The sequence below is a fragment of the Lysobacter sp. ESA13C genome (assembly GCF_019970005.1).
Lineage (GTDB): Bacteria > Pseudomonadota > Gammaproteobacteria > Xanthomonadales > Xanthomonadaceae > Lysobacter > Lysobacter antibioticus_B.
In genome coordinates this window covers 232,379-250,598 of sequence record NZ_JAHXYK010000003.1, presented here as the reverse complement: position 1 = coordinate 250,598, position 18,220 = coordinate 232,379, and the positions used below count along the sequence as shown (strand labels likewise).

General features: G+C 66.6%; 13 protein-coding genes and 1 pseudogene. 5 read left to right on the top strand and 9 right to left on the bottom strand.

Going from position 1 to position 18,220, the window contains the following annotated elements; all coding sequences use genetic code 11:
- The first annotated feature begins 55 nt into the window (after positions 1–55).
- From pilB to coaE, 4 genes are read left to right on the top strand one after another with little or no spacing between them, the layout of a single operon-like run.
- Positions 56–1,783: a type IV-A pilus assembly ATPase PilB gene (pilB, locus tag LC490_RS07225; RefSeq protein ID WP_223619735.1), complete on the top strand. Its 1,728-nt coding sequence runs from the start codon at positions 56–58 to the stop codon at positions 1,781–1,783.
- A 3-nt stretch (positions 1,784–1,786) separates the two neighbouring features.
- Positions 1,787–3,055 carry a type II secretion system F family protein gene (locus LC490_RS07220; RefSeq protein WP_305067576.1) on the top strand — a complete coding sequence of 423 codons (1,269 nt, stop codon included), beginning with the start codon at positions 1,787–1,789 and terminating at the stop codon, positions 3,053–3,055.
- A gap of 21 nt (positions 3,056–3,076) precedes the next feature.
- Complete coding sequence (locus tag LC490_RS07215; RefSeq protein ID WP_031371611.1) at positions 3,077–3,964, top strand: A24 family peptidase; 888 nt, start codon at positions 3,077–3,079, stop codon at positions 3,962–3,964.
- A gap of 3 nt (positions 3,965–3,967) precedes the next feature.
- The gene (gene coaE / locus LC490_RS07210) at positions 3,968–4,591 is read left to right on the top strand and encodes a dephospho-CoA kinase (RefSeq protein ID WP_223619734.1); all 624 of its coding nucleotides are present in this window, start codon (positions 3,968–3,970) and stop codon (positions 4,589–4,591) included.
- A gap of 50 nt (positions 4,592–4,641) precedes the next feature.
- On the opposite strand, the gene LC490_RS07205 is transcribed toward coaE, so the two are convergent.
- The 3 genes from LC490_RS07205 to LC490_RS07195 form a co-directional block, all read right to left on the bottom strand.
- Positions 4,642–5,598, bottom strand: a complete 957-nt coding sequence (locus LC490_RS07205; protein ID WP_223619958.1) for a Nudix family hydrolase — start codon at positions 5,596–5,598, stop codon at positions 4,642–4,644.
- A gap of 106 nt (positions 5,599–5,704) precedes the next feature.
- Positions 5,705–8,425: a preprotein translocase subunit SecA gene (gene secA, locus LC490_RS07200; protein WP_031371608.1), complete on the bottom strand. Its 2,721-nt coding sequence runs from the start codon at positions 8,423–8,425 to the stop codon at positions 5,705–5,707.
- Between the two features lie 747 nt (positions 8,426–9,172).
- Positions 9,173–10,084 (bottom strand): M23 family metallopeptidase, encoded by a 912-nt coding sequence (locus LC490_RS07195; protein WP_031371607.1) that lies wholly within the window; start codon positions 10,082–10,084, stop codon positions 9,173–9,175.
- Positions 10,085–10,091: 7 nt separating this feature from the next.
- Between LC490_RS07195 and LC490_RS07190 the strand changes: the two genes are divergently transcribed.
- Positions 10,092–10,538: a DUF721 domain-containing protein gene (locus LC490_RS07190; RefSeq protein ID WP_031371606.1), complete on the top strand. Its 447-nt coding sequence runs from the start codon at positions 10,092–10,094 to the stop codon at positions 10,536–10,538.
- Positions 10,539–10,844: 306 nt separating this feature from the next.
- Here the strand turns inward: LC490_RS07190 and lpxC are convergent, their stop codons facing one another.
- The 6 genes and pseudogenes from lpxC to murC form a co-directional block, all read right to left on the bottom strand.
- A complete protein-coding gene (gene lpxC / locus LC490_RS07185; RefSeq protein ID WP_031371605.1) occupies positions 10,845–11,753 on the bottom strand; it encodes a UDP-3-O-acyl-N-acetylglucosamine deacetylase in 909 nt (302 codons plus the stop codon).
- 392 nt (positions 11,754–12,145) lie between these two features.
- Positions 12,146–13,366 (bottom strand): cell division protein FtsZ, encoded by a 1,221-nt coding sequence (ftsZ, locus tag LC490_RS07180; RefSeq protein ID WP_031371604.1) that lies wholly within the window; start codon positions 13,364–13,366, stop codon positions 12,146–12,148.
- A gap of 300 nt (positions 13,367–13,666) precedes the next feature.
- Positions 13,667–14,917: a cell division protein FtsA gene (gene ftsA / locus LC490_RS07175; RefSeq protein ID WP_031371603.1), complete on the bottom strand. Its 1,251-nt coding sequence runs from the start codon at positions 14,915–14,917 to the stop codon at positions 13,667–13,669.
- Between the two features lie 56 nt (positions 14,918–14,973).
- Positions 14,974–15,654 (bottom strand): annotated as a pseudogene (locus LC490_RS07170) (cell division protein FtsQ/DivIB); the annotation flags it as partial.
- The gene (locus tag LC490_RS07165) at positions 15,651–16,643 is read right to left on the bottom strand and encodes a D-alanine--D-alanine ligase (RefSeq protein ID WP_223619957.1); all 993 of its coding nucleotides are present in this window, start codon (positions 16,641–16,643) and stop codon (positions 15,651–15,653) included. The gene LC490_RS07165 and the pseudogene LC490_RS07170, both read right to left, overlap by 4 nt.
- Before the next feature lie 5 nt (positions 16,644–16,648).
- Positions 16,649–18,094 (bottom strand): UDP-N-acetylmuramate--L-alanine ligase, encoded by a 1,446-nt coding sequence (gene murC / locus LC490_RS07160; RefSeq protein WP_031371600.1) that lies wholly within the window; start codon positions 18,092–18,094, stop codon positions 16,649–16,651.
- Positions 18,095–18,220: the final 126 nt, after the last annotated feature.

Below are 18,220 nucleotides of genomic sequence, written 5' to 3'. Positions count from 1 at the left end.
CTCGCCATGGTCTGAGATTGCGGTAAAGTCAGGGTGGGGAAAACTGAGGGCTGAAATGTCCAGCGTCGCGACCGCCAACTTGGTGGGTATCACCGGCATTGCCCGGCGTTTGGTTTTGGATGGAGCCTTGGACGAGGTCAAGGCGCGCGAAGCCATGGCCGCGGCCAGCGCCGAGCGCAAGCCTCTGGCTTCGTACCTCGCCGAGCATCGTCTTGCCACCTCCGCCCAACTGGCGGCCGCTAACTCGATCGAGTTCGGCGTGCCGCTGTTCGACCCCAGCTCGCTGGACCCCAACCAGTCCGCGGTCCGGGCGATCAGTGAGGAGCTGATCCGCAAACACAGCGCGCTGCCGTTGTTCAAACGCGGCAACAAGCTGTTCATCGGCCTGGCCGACCCGACCAATACCGCGGCCCTGGACGAGATCAAGTTCCAGACCAATGCCGCGGTCGAAGCCATCCTGGTCGACGAGGAACTGATTCGCCGGACCCTGGACCGCTGGCTGGAGAATTCCGACGCCCTCGCCAACGCGGTCGGCGACGGCGACGGCCTGGATAACCTCGAGATCGGCAAGGACGACGACCTCAGTACCACCAGCGACACAGGCATCGACGCCAAGGGCGACGACACTCCGGTCGTCAAGTTCATCAACAAGGTACTGGTCGACGCGATTCGTCGCGGTGCCTCGGACATCCATTTCGAACCTTACGAGACCGACTACCGGGTGCGCCTGCGCATCGACGGCCTGCTCAAGCAGGTCGCCAAGGTCCCGAACAAACTGCACTCGCGCATCGCCGCGCGCCTGAAGGTCATGGCGCAGCTCGACATCGCCGAGAAGCGCGTGCCGCAGGACGGACGCATCAAACTCAATCTGTCCAAGACCAAGCAAATCGACTTCCGCATGAGCACCTTGCCGACGCTGTTCGGCGAGAAGATCGTGCTGCGTATCCTCGACGGCAGCGCCGCCCGCCTCGGCATCGAAAAGCTCGGCTACGAGGATTACCAGAAAGAGCTGTTCATCAATGCCGTGGTCAAACCCTACGGCATGGTGCTCGTGACCGGCCCGACCGGCTCGGGCAAGACGGTCTCGCTGTATACCGCGTTGAATATCCTCAACGACGAGCAACGCAACATCTCCACGGTCGAAGACCCGGTCGAAATCCGCGTGCCCGGCATCAATCAGGTGCAGATGAACGTCAAGCGCGGCATGACCTTCGCCGCCGCGCTGCGCAGCTTCCTACGCCAGGATCCGGACGTGATCATGGTCGGCGAAATCCGCGACCTGGAAACCGCCGAGATCGCGATCAAGGCCGCCCAGACCGGCCACATGGTGCTGTCGACCCTGCACACCAACGACGCGCCGCAGACCATCGCCCGTCTGATGAACATGGGCGTCGCGCCCTACAACATCACCTCGTCGGTGACCTTGGTCATCGCCCAGCGCCTCGCCCGTCGCCTGCACGATTGCAAGCGCGAGGTGCATTTGCCGGAACACGCCCTGCTCGCCGAAGGCTTCAGCGCGGAAGAGATCGCGTCCGGATTCAAGCTGTACGAGCCGGCGGGATGCCCGGACTGCACCGAAGGCTACAAGGGACGTACCGGCATCTATCAGGTCATGCCTATGACCGACGAAATCCAGGCCATCGTGCTGGAGGGCGGCAACGCGATGCAGATCGCGGCCGCCGCCATCAAGTCCGGCGTGAACGACTTGCGCCGCTCCGCACTGATCAAGGTGATGAACGGCGTCACCGGCCTGGCCGAAATCAACCGCGTAACCAAGGACTAAATCATGTCCGCGACCCGATCCGCTACCCGCACCGCAACCAAGCAAGCTCCCGCGGTACGCCGCGCCAACCCGCTGGAGATGTTCGTCTGGCAGGGCACCGACAAGCGCGGCATCGTCATGAAGGGCGAGCAGCCGGCGAAGAACGCCAACTTGCTGCGTGCCGAGTTGCGCCGCCAGGGCATCACCCCGACCGTCGTCAAACCGAAGGGCAAGCCGCTGTTCGGCGCCGCCGGCAAGCGCATCACCCCGGGCGAGATCGCCATCTTCAGTCGCCAGATCGCCACCATGATGAAGTCGGGCGTGCCGATCGTGACCTCGCTGGAGATCATCGGCGAGGGTCACAAGAACCCGCGCATGAAGACTTTGCTCAACACCATACGCGCCGATATCGAGAGCGGTTCGTCGCTGCACGAGTCGCTGTCCAAACACCCGGTCCAGTTCGACGAGTTGTACCGCAACCTGGTTAAGGCCGGCGAATCCGCCGGTGTGCTCGAAACCGTGCTCGACACGATCGCGAGCTACAAGGAAAACATCGAGACCCTCAAGGGCAAGATCAAGAAGGCCCTGTTCTATCCGGCCACCGTCGTCGCCGTCGCGATCCTGGTCAGCGCGATCCTGCTGATCTTTGTGGTGCCGCAGTTCCAGGCCACCTTCAAGAGCTTCGGCGCCGACCTGCCGGCGTTCACCTTGATGGTCATCGGCGCCAGCGACTTCATGATCAAATGGTGGTGGGCGATCCTGCTGCTCGTAGTCGGCGCCGGCGTGGCCTTCATCATGGCCAAGAACCGTTCGCCGGCGTTCGCCCATTTCCTCGACCGGGCCATGCTCAAGATCCCGGTGGTCGGGCAGATCCTGCATAACGCCGCGATCGCCCGCTTCGCCCGCACCCTCGCCGTCACCTTCCGCGCCGGCGTGCCGCTCGTCGAGGCCCTCGACACCGTCGCGGGCGCGACCGGCAACGTGGTCTACGAAAAGGCCGTGTACCGGATCCGCGACGACGTCTCGGTCGGTTATCAGGTCAATATGGCGATGAAGCAGGTCAACCTGTTCCCGCACATGGTGGTGCAGATGACCGCCATCGGCGAAGAGGCCGGCGCCCTCGACACCATGCTGGTGAAGGTCGCCGAGTTCTACGAGCAGGAGGTCAACAACGCGGTCGACGCGCTGTCGAGCTTGTTGGAACCGCTGATCATGATCATCCTGGGCGTCATCGTCGGCGGCATGGTGGTCGCGATGTACCTGCCGATCTTCAAACTTGCTGCGACGATCTGATCGGGGAAGTATCCTTTCCGCATGGCATTCCTAGATCAGAACCCCGGCCTCGGGTATCCGCTCGCGGCCGGTTTCGGGCTGCTGCTCGGCAGTTTCCTCAACGTCGTCATCCTGCGCCTGCCCAAGCGGCTGATGTGGCAGTGGAAGAAAGACGCGCGCGAAATCCTGGAGCTGCCGGAGGTCTACGACCCGCCGCCGCCCGGGATCGTGGTCGAGCGCTCGCATTGCCCGCACTGCAAGCACCAGCTGTCCTGGTACGAGAACATTCCGCTGTTCAGCTACCTGGTCCTGCGCGGGCGCTGCCGCAGCTGCAAGACCCCGATCTCGATCCAGTACCCGGCGGTCGAGCTGCTGACCATGCTGCTGATGGTGGCCTGCGTCTGGCGCTTCGGCTTCGGCTGGCAGGGCTTCGGCGCGATGGTCTTCACCGGCTTCCTGATCGCGATGTCGGGCATCGACTTCAAGACCCAGCTGCTGCCCGACCAACTGACCCTGCCGCTGATGTGGCTGGGCATCGTCGCCAGCAGCGACAATCTGTATTTCCAGACCAAGCCGGCGGTGCTCGGCGCGATCGCCGGCTATATGAGCCTGTGGCTGGTCAATTGGGTCTATAAGCAGTACCAGGTGGTGGTCAGAAGGGTCAAAGACCCGCACGAGGGCATGGGCCACGGCGACTTCAAGCTGCTCGCCGCGATCGGCGCCTGGGTCGGCCTCAAGGGCGTCCTGCCGACGATCCTGTTGTCGTCCTTCGTCGGCGCCGTGATCGGTTCGATCTGGCTGGCGGTCAAGGGTCGCGACATGGGCATTCCGATCCCGTTCGGCCCGTACCTGGCCATTGCCGGCTGGCTGACCTTCTTCTGGGGCGAGTCCCTGCTCCAGGCCTATCTGCAGTTCTCCGGCCTCGCCTGAGCCATGGCGGCGTTCTGCGTCGGCGTCACCGGCGGCGTGGCTTCGGGGAAAAGCGAAGTCACCCGGCATTTCGAAGCACTGGGCATCGTCGTGGCCGATGCCGATCTGGCCGCGCGTGCGGCAGTCGCAGCCGGCAGCGCCGGGCTGGCTGAAGTAGTCGCCGAGTTCGGCGCGGCCGTCCTGGATGCTCAAGGCGCGCTCGACCGCGCCGCCATGCGCAAACTCGTATTCGGCGACGACGGCGCACGGCGCCGCCTCGAAGCCATCGTCCACCCGCGTGTGCGCTCGATGCTGCGCGACCACTGTGCGGACGCGCCCGGCGCCTACGCCATCGCGGCGATTCCCCTGCTGGCCGAAGGCGGCGGACGCGACGCCTATCCGTGGTTGGACCGCGTGCTGGTGGTCGACGTGCCGGTCGATATCCAGCAAGCCCGGGTGATGCAGCGCGACCGCATCGACGGCGAACTCGCCGCGCGCATGATCGCGGCCCAGGCCAGCCGCGGCGAGCGGCTCGCGATTGCCGACGACGTCATCGTCAATGATGGCCCGATCGAGGCCTTGGCGGCCCAGGTCGCAGCCCTGCACCGCCGCTATCGGGCCCTGGCTTCGAGCCGCGCGGCCGGTTGAACCCGCTGCGGTACGGACGATCCGAATCGATCCGGACCGGCGGCCGGAAACTAACTCGCGACCCAAAGGCCCCGAATGGCGGCGATGCCCTGCGCGCCGTAGCGACGCGCTTCGGCCACTTCGTCCGGGACCAGGCCGCCGATCGCATAGATCGGCAGCGAGACCGACTCACGCAAGACCGAGAACGCCTCCCAGCCGATACCCAACACGCCGGGGTGGCTCGGCGTCGGCTTGATCGAGCCGACCACGGCGAAGTCGCAGCCCAAGGCCTGGGCTGCTTTCAGCTCGTCGGCGTCGTGGCAGGAGGCCGCCAAGGGCATCCCGGCCGGGACCGGCCGTTCGCCCAGCTCACGCAGTTGCACGGCACGCAAATGCAGGCCGACGCCTAATGCGTTCGCCATGGCGATGTCGCCGTTGACCAGCACTTCGGCCTGCACGGCCCGGCAGCGGGCCGCGGCGGCCGCGGCCAGCCGCTGGCTGCGCTCGGCCTCGACCGTGCGCAGGCGCAGCTGCACGCGGCGTACCCCGGCCTGCAGCGAGCGCGACAGCGCATCGAGCCAGGCGGCGTCGCTCTCGCCCGGCTCGGGCGTGACCAGATAGTGTTCGGATTGCTGCAATGCGGCGACCACCGGGCGATCCGCCGGCGGCATCGCATAGCTGGCCAGTTTGTGCGGCGGCACCCAGACCAGGGCCTGGCCTTCGCGGCCGCGCGCGCTGCCGCGCCATTGACGGATCTCGCGCACGTCCAGGACCAGGCGCTTGTCCGGGTAGGCCTGCGGCACGCGGATCACCGCTGCGCCGACGTCGGCCTCGATGCCCAGTTCTTCGTGCAGCTCGCGTGCAAGCGCCGCCTCGGGCGTCTCGCCGGGCTCGCGTTTGCCGCCGGGGAACTCCCACAGCCCGGCCAGATCGCGGCCTTCGGTCCGGCGCGCGAGCAGGACTCGCCCGCGCGCGTCGCGGATCACCCCCGCGACGACTTCTACCAGCCGGGAGCGGGGATTCGGGATTCGGGATTCGGAAGCGGCCAGCGCTGCTGCAGTGGCCGCGTCGCCGGGAACGGGTTCGGATTCCGCCTTGCGAGTCCCGATTCCCGACTCCCGACTCCCGCCGTCCTCAGCCCAACTGCCCATGGCAGTGCTTGAACTTCTTGCCGCTGCCGCAGGGGCAAGGATCGTTGCGACCAGCGTTGGCGAAGGCTTCCTCGGACACCTGCGCGGCTTCCTCGTCGGCACCGAAGCCACCGGCGGAAGCGTGCTGGAACTGCATCTGCCGCGCCTGCGCTTCGGCCTGGGCGCGTTCGAGCGCTTCCATCTCGGCGACTTCCTGCTCGCTCTGGATGCGCACGCGGGCCAGGATCGTCACCACCTCGCGCTTGACCTTGTCGAGCATCTCCGAGAACAGCTCGAAGGCTTCCTTCTTGTATTCCTGCTTGGGCTGCTTCTGCGCGTAACCGCGCAGATGGATGCCCTGGCGCAGATAGTCCATGCGCGCCAGATGCTCCTTCCAGTTCTGGTCGAGCACGTTGAGCATGATGTGCTTCTCGAGCATGCGCATGGTCTCGGCGCCGACCTGGCTCTCGCGGGTCGTGAAATGCGCCTCGACTGCGTCCTGCACGTTCTGGGCGACCGTCTCGGCATCGAGCTCTTCGGCCGTGCGCGCGGTCTCGACCAGCGGCACCTGCACGTTGAACTCCTGCGCGATCGTCGCTTCCAGGCCCGGCAGGTCCCATTGCTCGTCGACCGAATTGGCCGGCACGTAGCGCTGGACCATGTCGGCGACCACGTCGCCGCGGATGCCCACCACGTTGTCCTGCACGCTCTCGGCTTCGAGCAGCTCGTCGCGCTGGCCGTAGATGACCTTGCGCTGGTCGTTGTTGACGTCGTCGAAGTCGAGCAGGTTCTTGCGGATGTCGAAGTTGTGGGCCTCGACCTTGCGCTGCGCGTTGGCGATCTGCTTGGTCACCAGCGGGCTTTCGATGATGTCGTCTTCCTTCAGGCCCATGCGCGCCATCACGCGTTGGACCCAGTCGGCGGCGAAGATGCGCATCAGATTGTCTTCGAGCGACAGGTAGAAGCGCGAGGAGCCCGGGTCGCCCTGGCGACCGGCGCGGCCGCGCAGCTGGTTATCGATACGACGCGACTCGTGGCGCTCGGTGCCGACGATGTGCAGGCCGCCGGACGCCTTGACCTGGTCGTGGCGCTCCTGCCAAGCCGCCTTGAGGCGCTGGTGGGTCACTTCGTCGACCGGCTCGCCGCCGTTCTGCGCGGCCAGGTCGGCGAGCTCGGCTTCGAGCGAACCGCCGAGCACGATGTCGGTACCGCGGCCGGCCATGTTGGTGGCGATGGTGATCGCACCGGGGCGACCGGCCTGGGCGATGATGTTCGCTTCGCGTTCGTGCTGCTTGGCGTTGAGCACTTCGTGCGCCACGCCGGCCTCGGTGAGCTGCTGGCTCAGCATCTCGGAGACTTCGATCGAGGTCGTACCGACCAGGACCGGCTGGCCGCGCTCGTGCGCCGCCTTGATCTCGCCGAGCACCGCACGGTACTTGCCGGTGCGATTGAGGAAGACCTGGTCGGAGTGATCCTTGCGCTGCATCGGCCGGTTGGTCGGGATCACGATCACTTCCAGGCCGTAGATGCTCTGGAATTCGTAGGCCTCGGTGTCCGCCGTACCGGTCATGCCGGCCAGCTTCTTGTACATGCGGAACAGGTTCTGGAAGGTGATCGAGGCCAGCGTCTGGTTCTCGCGCTGGACCGGCACGCCTTCCTTCGCCTCGACCGCCTGGTGCAGGCCGTCCGACCAGCGTCGGCCCTGCAGGGTGCGGCCGGTGAACTCGTCGACGATCACCACCTCGCCGTCGCGCACGATGTAGTCCACGTCGCGCTGGTAGATGGCATGCGCGCGCAGCGCGGCATTGAGGTGATGGACCACGCTGATGTTGTGGCCAGCGTACAGCGAGTCCTCGTCTTCCTGCAGGATGCCGGCCTTGCGCAGCAGGTCTTCGGCGTGTTCCTGGCCGGCTTCGGACAAGTGCACCTGCTTGCCCTTCTCGTCGACCCAGTAATCGCCCTCGCCGTCTTCCTTCTCCTGGCGGATCAGCGACGGCACGATGCGGTTGACCTTGATGTACAGCTCCGGCGATTCGTCGGCCGGGCCGGAGATGATCAACGGCGTGCGCGCCTCGTCGATCAGGATCGAGTCGACTTCGTCGACGATCGCGTAATGCAGGCCGCGCTGATAGCGGTCTTCCTTCGACAGCGCCATGTTGTCGCGCAGGTAGTCGAAGCCGAATTCGTTGTTGGTGCCGTAGGTGATGTCGCTGGCGTAGGCGGCATGCTTGTCGCTGTGCTGCATGCCCGGATAGACCACGCCGACGCTCAGGCCGAGCCAGTTGTAGAGCTTGCCCATCCACGCCGAGTCGCGGCGTGCCAGGTAATCGTTGACCGTGACCACGTGCACGCCCTGGCCTTCGAGCGCGTTGAGGTAGACCGGCAGCGTGCCGACCAGGGTCTTGCCTTCGCCGGTGCGCATCTCGGCGATCTTGCCCAGATGCAGGACCATGCCGCCGATCAGCTGGACGTCGTAGTGACGCATGCCGAGCACACGCCTGGACGCCTCGCGGCAGACCGCGAACGCCTCCGGCAGCAGCTTGTCGAGCGACTCGCCGTCGGCGATGCGCTTCTGGAACTCCGGCGTCTTGGCCTGCAGCTGTGCGTCGGAGAGCTTCTGCATCTCCGGCTCGAGCGCATTGATCCTGACGACGGATCGTTGCAGTTGACGCAGCAGACGATCGTTGCGGCTGCCGAAAACGCGGGTAAGCAAGCTGTTGAGCATGAACGGGTCCGTGTAAAGCGAACGGGGTGGCACAGGCGGGACGGTTTAAGAGCGCGCCGCCGCCGGCAAGTTCCCCAGGAATCCAGACGACCAGCCTGTTCTTGCGTTTCGGCATCCCGAAAACGCAATCGGAGGCGCCGTGCGCCCCCGATCGAATCGAGCCTGGTCTTTGGCCACACGCATTCTAGCGTGGGGGGCGACCTGAACGGTATCAAGGGGGATGTGCGCCGATCGAATGTGGGACTTTGCTCAATTCCACAGTTCGGCGGATTCCCGGGGCTCGGGCGAGCCCGGTGCTCGGCGGGTTTGGACGGACTCGGCAGCCGGCTATTGACCGCCCGGCGCGGGAAGCATTTCGACTTGGATGGCTGTGGAGCCGTATCAGGTCGGTATGCGAGCCAGCGGGCATCGACCAGAATCGAGGCCTCACCCGCTCGGTTGGCCCGCCGCAGCGCGGCGGGCGTTCGACAGGCCCGCGAGCCAGTGGCTCGCGAGGGGATCGCTATTCGGCAGATGATCGGCCAGCGATGAGCGAATGCTCCCGCTTGGTTTTCCTCGCCCAGCCCGCCGCAGCGCGGCGGGCGTTCACCAAGCCCGCGAGCCAGTGGCTCGCGAGCGGTGCGCTATCCGGCGGGCGCTCGCCAAGCTTGGAACGAATGCTCCCGCTTGGTTTTGCTCCCCCGGCCCGCCGCAGCGCGGCGGGCGTTCGACAGGCCCGCGAGCCAGTGGCTCGCGAGCGGGCCTGTCTCACCCCCTCAGCGGGGATTGCTGGTTGAGGAACTTGAGCGGGTTCACGACCCGGCCGCCTTCCCAGACTTCGAAATGCACGTGGGCGCCGGTGGAACGGCCGCTGGAGCCGGCCTTGGCGATCTCCTGGCCGGCACGGACGAGTTCGCCGACCTTGAGCAGCAGGCTGGAGTTGTGCGCATAACGCGTCACGTAGCCGTTGCCGTGGTCGATCTCGATCACGTTGCCGTAGCCCGAACGCACGCCGGAGTAGCTGACCACGCCGTCGGCCACGGCCAGCACCGGGTCGCCCACGTCGGCCTCGAAATCGATGCCCTTGTGGAACGCGGCGCCGCCGTTGAACGGGTCGGCACGGCCGCCGAAGCCGGAGGTGATATAGCTGTTGGCGATCGGCGCACGCGAGGGCACCGCATTCATGTCGACCTGGCGATTGAACAACAGCGACTCGAGCACCGAGAGCTGTTCGCCGGAGGCCTTGAACTGGCGATCGAGCAGGTCCATGCCGGCGTCGAGCTCGGGCTTGGCCATGTCGCGCACCGGACCGGCGCCACCGACGCCGACCGGCTTTTCGAAATCGAACTCGCCGTCCTGCAGTTGGCCGATCCGGGTCAGGCGCTCGCCGAGCGCGTTGAGACGGTTGGCTTCGGCCTGCAATTCGCCCATGCGTGCGGCGAGGGCGTTGATCTCGCGCTGCGCGTCGCGGCGCGTCGCGGTGATCTGGGCCTGCTGCTGGGTCAACTGCGCGCGTAGCATGCGGTTGTCGGCGATGCCCGCACCGGCACCGATGCTGACGCCGGTGCCGAGCAGCAATGCGATGGCGAGCGCCGGACGGCGGGAGCCGATCCGTCCGGCCTGCTGGAAGAACTCGCCCAGCCTGGCTCGTGTGTTGTCTACGATGGTTTTATAGGTCATGTGTCCGATGTCTTATTCCAAGCCCAAGCCGCCGTCGCGCGGCCCCTCTAAGCCGCGCATCGCCTTGGATGCACTGCTAGAAGACCCCGCCGGCAACCCGATCCGCCGAGCCCTATGGCTCGACGAACTGGACCGTCGGTTACGCCCCTACCTGCCGCCTTCGCTCGCCGCGCACGCGCGGTTGGCCAATTTCGAACGCGGCAGGCTCGTGTATGTCGTCGATGCTCCGGTGTGGCGCGCCAAATTGAGGCTCGCAGCTCCGGAACTGCTCGACGCAGCCCGATCCGTCGGGCTGGAAGCGGCCGAATTCGTCGTCAAGACGACGATTCCCATGCCGGCGGCAGCGCCGGTGAGGAAGGCCAAACCCATGTCGGCTGCGACGCAAGAAGCGCTGCAAGCCGCGCTGGCATCGCTGAAGAAACCTGATCCGTCAGGGCCCAGCGACGCCGGCTGACACTCGGGGCGGTCCGCGTCGTCGACGCAAACCGGCGGGGGTCCGAGAGCCGGGGTCGGAGAATCCTACTGGCCCTACCCCTCGGCTTTGTTAAAGAGCCGGAAGCATTTCAGAAAGGTTTCGTTAGAAATTAGTTAAGACGTCACGCGCCGTTCACGAGTGTGATCGCGTTAACGTTCTTGATTTTCCGGGCCGGGCGCCGGTCGCGCATTCAGTTTCGGGCGCCGTTTACCGGCCTCCGCACCCCGGCCCGATCAGGCCGGCGCGGGTTCCCGATCGGGCCCGAACAGGCCCAATCAAGCCGAATCAGGCCGGAATGGGCTCGCCGTAGGCCACCGGAGTCGGCTCCGAGCCGGTATAGGTGACCTGCTCCCAAGCCGAGCGTTCGGCCAGCAGGGCGCGCACGAGCTTGTTGTTGAGCGCGTGGCCGGACTTGTAGCCCTCGTAGGCGCCGATGATCGCGTGGCCTGCGAGGTAGAGATCGCCGACCGCGTCGAGGATCTTGTGGCGGACGAATTCGTCGGCGTAACGCAGGCCGTCGTCGTTGAGCACGCGGAACTCGTCGAGCACGATCGCATTGTCCATCGAGCCGCCAAGGCCGAGGTTGCGTTCGCGCATGTATTCCAGGTCGCGCATGAAGCCGAAGGTGCGGGCGCGGCTGACTTCGCGGATGTAGTTCTCGGTCGAAAACTCGACCTGCGCGCGCGACTGCGCCGCCGGAATCGCCGGATGGTCGAAGACCACGGTGAAACCCAGGCGGAAACCGTCGAAGGGCTCGAAACGGGCGACCTTGTCGCCGTCGCGCACCTCGACCGGATGCTTGATGCGGATGAAGCGCTTGGGCGCGTCCTGCTCGGCGATGCCCGCCGACTGCAGCAGGAACACGAACGGACCGGCCGAGCCGTCCATGATCGGCACTTCCGGCGCCGACAGTTCGACATAGCAATTGTCGATGCCGAGCCCGGCCATCGCCGACAGCAAGTGTTCGACCGTCATGACCTTGCCGGCGCCGTAGGTCAGGCCCGTGCACAGGGTGGTCTCGGTGACCAGGTCGGCGCGCGCAGGCAGCTCCACCACCGGGTCGAGATCGACGCGGCGGAACACGATGCCGGTATCGGTCGGCGCCGGGCGCAGGGTGAGAAAAACCTTCTCGCCGCTGTGCAGGCCCACGCCGGTGGCGCGGATCACATTCTTGAGGGTGCGCTGACGCAGCATGGTCGTGGGGAGACTTTCCGCGGACATGGAGTGTTGGTGTCGGCATCGGTCCGCAAAGCCTGCGGACACGAAGGGGACCGACCACTGGATGGGGGTGAAACGAAGCCGCGCAAGATTAGCACGCGCAACCCTGAACCTGAACGGAAAGGACACACTGTCCCGCCGTTGTCAACAGCGTTCGTCAAACTGACCGGTCGACCGCCCCGAGGGGTAGGGCCGACCGGCCCAAAAGCCCCCTGCGCCGGGGCGCGGGGGCAAGATGCCTGAGGCCGGGGACGAGTCCGGCCCGAGGGTGTTCCTTGAAGCAGGAACGAGTCGAGAACAGTGAGGAGTGAGCGAAAGCCGCCCTACTCGTTTCTCACTCCTGCCCACTCATTCCTGGCTCCAACGCTTCAATCCGCCTGGCGGCGCAGGAACGCCGGGATGTCCAGGTAGCTGTTGTCGCTGCCGAAGTCCGCCACGGCCGGGCCGGTCGGTTCCTGGCGCGAGCTGCCGCGCAGGCTGCCGCCGAAGCTCGGCATCGGCGCATGGCCGACGTCGTCCATCGCCGAGAACTCCGGCTGGCCGGTGGTCGCGTTGCGCACCAGCTGGATCGGCGCGCGCTGCGATTCGCGGTCGTGGCCGTGACCGCGCACCGACTGCTTGGCGGCGACGCGGTTGAGGCCGGTGGCGACCACGGTGACCTTGACCTCGTCCTGCATGTCCGGGTCGAGCACGGTGCCGATGACCACGGTCGCGTCTTCGGAAGCGAAGTTCTCGATGGTGCGGCCGACTTCGTCGAACTCGGCCATGGTGAAGTCCGGACCGGCGGTGATGTTGACCAGGATGCCGTTGGCGCCGGCCAGGTTGACGTCGTCGAGCAGCGGGTTCTGGATCGCCGATTCGGCCGCGGCCTGGGCGCGGTCGTCGCCGCGTGCGGCGCCGGTGCCCATCATCGCCAGACCCATCTCGCTCATGACCGTGCGCACGTCGGCGAAGTCGACGTTGATCAGGCCCGGACGCACGATCAGGTCGGCGATGCCCTGCACGGCGCCGAGCAGCACGTCGTTGGCGGCACGGAAGGCCTGGATCATGGTCGCGTTGCGGCCGAGCACGGTGATCAGCTTCTCGTTCGGGATGGTGATCAGCGAATCGCAGTGGTGCGACAGCTCCTCGATGCCCTTCAGCGCGACCTGCATGCGGCGGCGGCCTTCGAACGGGAACGGCTTGGTGACGACCGCGACGGTCAGGATGCCCATCTCCTTGGCGAGCTGGGCCACGACCGGCGCCGCGCCGGTGCCGGTGCCACCGCCCATGCCGGCGGTGATGAAGACCATGTCGGCGCCGGTCAGCGCGTCCATGATGCGTTCGCGATCTTCCAGCGCGGCTTGACGGCCGACTTCCGGATTCGCGCCTGCGCCCAGGCCCTTGGTGACGTTGCTGCCGAGCTGCAGCTGCAGCTTGGCGCCGCAGTTCTTGATCGCCTGCGCGTCGGTGTTGGCGGTGATGAACTCCACGCCGTCGACGTTGCCGCTGACCATGTGCGCCACGGCGTTACCGCCGCCGCCGCCCACGCCAACGACCTTGATGACCGCGTTCGGGGCCATTTTTTCAACCAGTTCGAAATGTGCCATGTCCTCGTCCTCTTATTAGTGCCGGGATTCGGGAATCGGGATTCGGGATTCGCAAAAGCGAAGCCCTGGTCTCGATGCCGTCCTCTACGACGTTTTTGGTTTTTTTCTGCCGGGAATCGGGAATCGGGATTCGCAAAAAGCGAAGCCTTGGTCTCGATGCCGTCCTCTCCGACGTTTCGCTACTCGTTTACCGCTACTGCCGTTGCCACAACCTGCCAGTGCTGTTGCTCGTGCTTATTGCTGTTGCCTTTACGATTCTCGATTCTCGATTCTCGAATCCCAATTCCCGATTCCCGGCCGTCAGAACTCGCCGCGATACCAGTTCTTGATCTTGTTGAAGAAGCTGCCGGCGCGACCGGTGGAGATCACCGGACGGCGCGGGTTCTCGATCTGGCTGCCCATCAGCAGCAGCCCGACGCCGGTCGCGTGGACCGGGTTGCCGACCACTTCGCCCAGGCCGGTGACGTGCTGCGGAATGCCCACGCGCACCGGCATCTGCAGCATTTCCTCGGCCAGCTCGACCACGCCTTCCATCTTCGAGGCGCCGCCGGTCAGGACCATGCCGGCGCGCACGTGATGCTCGAAACCCGAGCGGCGCAGTTCGGCCTGGATCATTTCGAAGATTTCCTCGTAACGCGCCTGCACCGCTTGCGCCAGCGAGTGACGCGGCATGCGCCGCGGCGGGCGGTCGCCGACGCTCGGCACCTGGATCGATTCCTCGGCCGTCGCCATCTGCGCCAAAGCGCAGGCGTAGCGGACCTTGATCTGCTCGGCTTCCGGGGTCGGCGTGCGCAGCATGTGGGCGATGTCTTCGGTGACCTTGTCGCCGGCGATCGGCAGGCTCGCGCTGTGGGCGATCGCGCCCTGCACGAACACCGCGATGTCGGTGGTGCCGGCGCCGATGTCGACCAGGACCACGCCGAGCTCGCGCTCGTCGCTGGTCAGCACGGCATTGCTCGAGGCGAGCACGCCGAGGATCAGGTCGTCGACCTGCAGTCCGCAGCGCTGCACGCACTTGCTGATGTTGGCCGCGGCCGACTGCGCGCACACGACCAGATGCGCGTGCACTTCCAGGCGCACGCCGGTCATGCCGACCGGGTTGCGGATGCCTTCCTGCGAATCGTCGAGCACGTAGTCGCGCGGGATCGCATGCAGGATCTTCTGGTCGGCCGGGATCGCCACCGCCTTGGCCGCTTCGAGCACGCGGTCGAGATCGCCGTAAGTGACCTCGCCGTCGCGGATCGGCGCGATGCCCTGCGAGTTGCGGCACTGGATGTGGTTGCCGGAGATCGAGGCGTAGACCGAGCGGATCTCGCAGCCGGCCATCAGCTCGGCTTCCTCGATCGCGCGCTGGATCGACTGCACCGTCGATTCGATGTCGACCACGACGCCGCGCTTGAGACCGCGCGATTCGTGCGAGCCGATGCCGATGACTTCGATCGGAGTGCCGGGCCGGCCGTCGGAAGGCGTGTACTCGCCCACCAGCGCCACCACCTTGGAGGTGCCGATGTCGAGGCCTACGATCAGCGACTTGTCGCCTTTGCGGTTCATGACTGTCCTTGCTGCTGTTTCGGTGCCGCCTCGGGTGCCTGCACGGGCGCCCAGGACAGCGAAAAACCATTGGTGTAACGAAGATCGGCGCGCGCGAGCACTTGCACGCGCTGGGCCAACAACTGCGGCAACAACCTGACGAAGCGGCCCAGGCGGGCGCGCGCTTCGCTGCGTCCGACCACGATCTGCGCGCCGTTGCCCAGACCGAGCGTCCAACTGCCGCGCTGGTCCACCTCGACCTGCCTGACGTCCATGCCGACCGGGGCGAACAGCTCGCGCGACTCGTTGTAGAGCGCGACCACGTCGGCGACCCGCGCGTCGGGCCCGCCGAACTGCGGCAGACCGTCCGGCACCTGGATGCCGTCGACCGGAAACAGGCGTCCCTGCTCCGACAGCAACTGGTCCTTGCCCCAGCGCGCGAACGGCTTGTGTTCGATCACGCTGACTTCCAGCACGTCGGGCCAGCGCTTGCGCACTTCGGCATGCTCGACCCACGGCAGCTTGGCCACCGAGTCCTGCGCGGCCGCCAGATCCACCGCGAAGAAACCGCGCTGCGCATACGGCAACAAAGTCTTGCGCAACGACGCCGCATCCACCCGCTCGAACTCGCCGGTCACGCGCAGGCGCTTGAGCGGCCATTGGTTCGCGCCGACCCAGCCGTTGAGCACGGCGACGACCGGCAGCGCGACCAAGGCCAACGCAAGCAACCATCCGACGAGGCGGAGCATGGCGTTCACGCCGCGTCACCTCCTACGGCGGGCGGCGCGACCACGGTGGCTTCGAGCACGCGCCAGCACAGCTCGTCGTACTCGATACCGACCTGGCGCGCGGCCTTCGGCACCAGCGAATGACTGGTCATGCCCGGCGCGGTGTTGACCTCGATCAGATACAGCTGGCCGCTGTTGCGGTCGCGCATCACGTCGACCCGGCCCCAGCCCTTGCAACCCGCGGCGACGAAGGCTTCCATCGCCAGCCGGCGGATCTCGGCTTCGTCGGCGCCGTCCAGGCCCGGACACAGGTACTGGGTGTCGTCGGCGATGTACTTGGCGTGGTAGTCGTACCACTCGCCCTTGGGCACGATGCGGATCGACGGCAGCGCGGTATAGCCCTCGCCGTTGACCAGCACGGCCACGGTCAGCTCGTCGCCGATCACCATCTGCTCCATCAGCATCTCTCCCGGATAGCGCGCGGCGAGCGCCACGGCCTCGTCGATGTCGGCGTCCTTGAGCACGCGCGACACGCCGACGCTGGAGCCTTCGCTGGAGGGCTTGATGATCACCGGCAGACCGATCTCGCGCGCCGCCGCGTGGACGTCGTCGCCCTTGGCGATGCGCTTGTAGCGCGGGGTCGGCAGGCCGGTCGACATCCACACCTGCTTGGTGCGGATCTTGTCCATCGCCAACGCCGAGCCGAGCACGTCCGAACCCGTGTACGGCACGCCGAGCGCTTCCAGCACGCCCTGCAGCACGCCGTCTTCGCCGCCGCCCTTGTTGCCGTGCAGGATGTTGAAGACGCGGTCGACGCCGCCGGCGCGGATGGTATCCATCAACGCCGGGATGCCGTCGACCGCGAACGCATCGACCCCGCGCGAACGCAGCGCTTCCAGCACGCCGCGCCCGGAATCCAGCGACACTTCGCGCTCGGCGCTGGTGCCGCCCATGAGCACGGCGACGCGGCCGAACACGGCCGGGTCGGTGACGCGCAACGGCGCGAACTGCGGACTCACCACGCTCACTTCGATTCTCCCTGGAAACCATGGCTGGCGAGCTGCTGCGCGGCCGCGCCGATGTCGCCGGCGCCCATCAGCAACAACAGATCCCCGTCGTTGAGTACGTCGGGCAGCACGCCGGCGAGATCGCCGGCACCGCTGACCACGACTGGATCGATGCGGCCGCGCGCGCGGATCGCGCGCGCCAGCGACTTGGCGTCGGCGCCGGCGATCGGCGCCTCGCCGGCCGGATAGACCTCGGTCAGCACCAGGGCATCGACCGAGGACAGCACCGCGGCGAAGTCGTCGAACAGGTCGCGGGTGCGGCTGTAACGATGCGGCTGGAAGGCCACCACCAGGCGCTTGTCCGGCCAGCCGCCGCGCGCCGCGGCGAACACCGCTTCGAGCTCTTTCGGGTGATGACCGTAGTCGTCGACCAGTTGCACCACGGCGCCCTTGTCGGTGCGCAGTTCGGCAAGCAGGTTGAAGCGGCGGCCGATGCCTTCGAATTTCTCCAGCGCGCGCGCGATCGCGTCGGCCTGCACGCCGAGCTGCCAGGCCACCGAAGCGGCGGCGAGCGAGTTGAGCACGTTGTGACGGCCCGGCAGCGCCAGGGTCACCGCGGTGCGCGAAGCGTCAGGCAGGCACAGGGTGAAGTACATCGCCCCGCCGCGCTGAGTGACGTCTTCGGCGCGCACGTCGGCGGTCTCGTCGAAACCGTAGGTCATCACGTGACGCGGCGTCTCGGCGGCGAGCCGGGCGACGTTGGCGTCGTCGATGCACAGCACGGCCAGGCCGTAGAACGGCAGGCGGTGCAGGAATTCCTCGAACGCGGCCTGGACCTTGGCGAAATCGCCGCCGTAGTTTTCCAGGTGATCGGCGTCGATGTTGGTGACGATGGCGATCTGCGGGTTCAGGCGCAGGAAGCTGCCGTCGCTTTCGTCGGCTTCGGCGACCAGCCACTGGCCGCCGCCGAGGCCGGCATTGGCGCCGGCGGCGAGCAGCTTGCCGCCGATCACGAAGGTCGGGTCGATCCCGCCTTCGGCCAGCACGCTGGCGGTCAGCGAAGTGGTGGTGGTCTTGCCGTGCGTGCCGGCCACGGCGATGCCGCGGCGGAAGCGCATCAGCTCGGCCAGCATTTCGGCGCGCGGCACCACCGGAATGCGCTGGGCGCGCGCTTCCATCAGTTCGGGGTTGTCGCGCTTGATCGCGCTCGACACCACCACGCAGTCGGTGCCCAGCACGTTGGCCGCGGCGTGACCGCGATGGACGCTGACGCCCATCGCCTCGAGCCGGCGGGTCACCGCGTTGTCGGCCATGTCCGAGCCGGACACCTGATAGCCGAGCGTGCACATGACTTCCGCTATCCCGCTCATGCCGGTGCCGCCGATGCCGACGAAGTGCACGCGCGGGAAGGCCTTGGCCAGGTCGCCGGTGTGTTGCAGGCGGCGGCGAAGTGCGGTGCTCATACTGTGTCTCTCGCCGGGAATCGGGAATGGGGAATCGGGAATCGGTTCAAGCAGCTACAACCACGGTTACAAATACGAGTGAAGAAACAACCCGGCATCGACTGCGAACGGACGACGCTCGCGCAC

Bases quoted from the DNA above. Each gene is read 5' to 3' on its own strand.
- secA (WP_031371608.1), bottom strand. From the start codon at position 8,425: ATGCTCAACAGCTTGCTTACCCGCGTTTTCGGCAGCCGCAACGATCGT.
- murC (WP_031371600.1), bottom strand. From the start codon at position 18,094: ATGAGCACCGCACTTCGCCGCCGCCTGCAACACACCGGCGACCTGGCC.
- ftsZ (WP_031371604.1), bottom strand. From the start codon at position 13,366: ATGGCACATTTCGAACTGGTTGAAAAAATGGCCCCGAACGCGGTCATC.
- LC490_RS07215 (WP_031371611.1), top strand. From the start codon at position 3,077: ATGGCATTCCTAGATCAGAACCCCGGCCTCGGGTATCCGCTCGCGGCC.
- LC490_RS07190 (WP_031371606.1), top strand. From the start codon at position 10,092: ATGTCTTATTCCAAGCCCAAGCCGCCGTCGCGCGGCCCCTCTAAGCCG.
- ftsA (WP_031371603.1), bottom strand. From the start codon at position 14,917: ATGAACCGCAAAGGCGACAAGTCGCTGATCGTAGGCCTCGACATCGGC.
- lpxC (WP_031371605.1), bottom strand. From the start codon at position 11,753: ATGCTGCGTCAGCGCACCCTCAAGAATGTGATCCGCGCCACCGGCGTG.
- LC490_RS07195 (WP_031371607.1), bottom strand. From the start codon at position 10,084: ATGACCTATAAAACCATCGTAGACAACACACGAGCCAGGCTGGGCGAG.
- pilB (WP_223619735.1), top strand. From the start codon at position 56: ATGTCCAGCGTCGCGACCGCCAACTTGGTGGGTATCACCGGCATTGCC.
- LC490_RS07220 (WP_305067576.1), top strand. From the start codon at position 1,787: ATGTCCGCGACCCGATCCGCTACCCGCACCGCAACCAAGCAAGCTCCC.
- coaE (WP_223619734.1), top strand. From the start codon at position 3,968: ATGGCGGCGTTCTGCGTCGGCGTCACCGGCGGCGTGGCTTCGGGGAAA.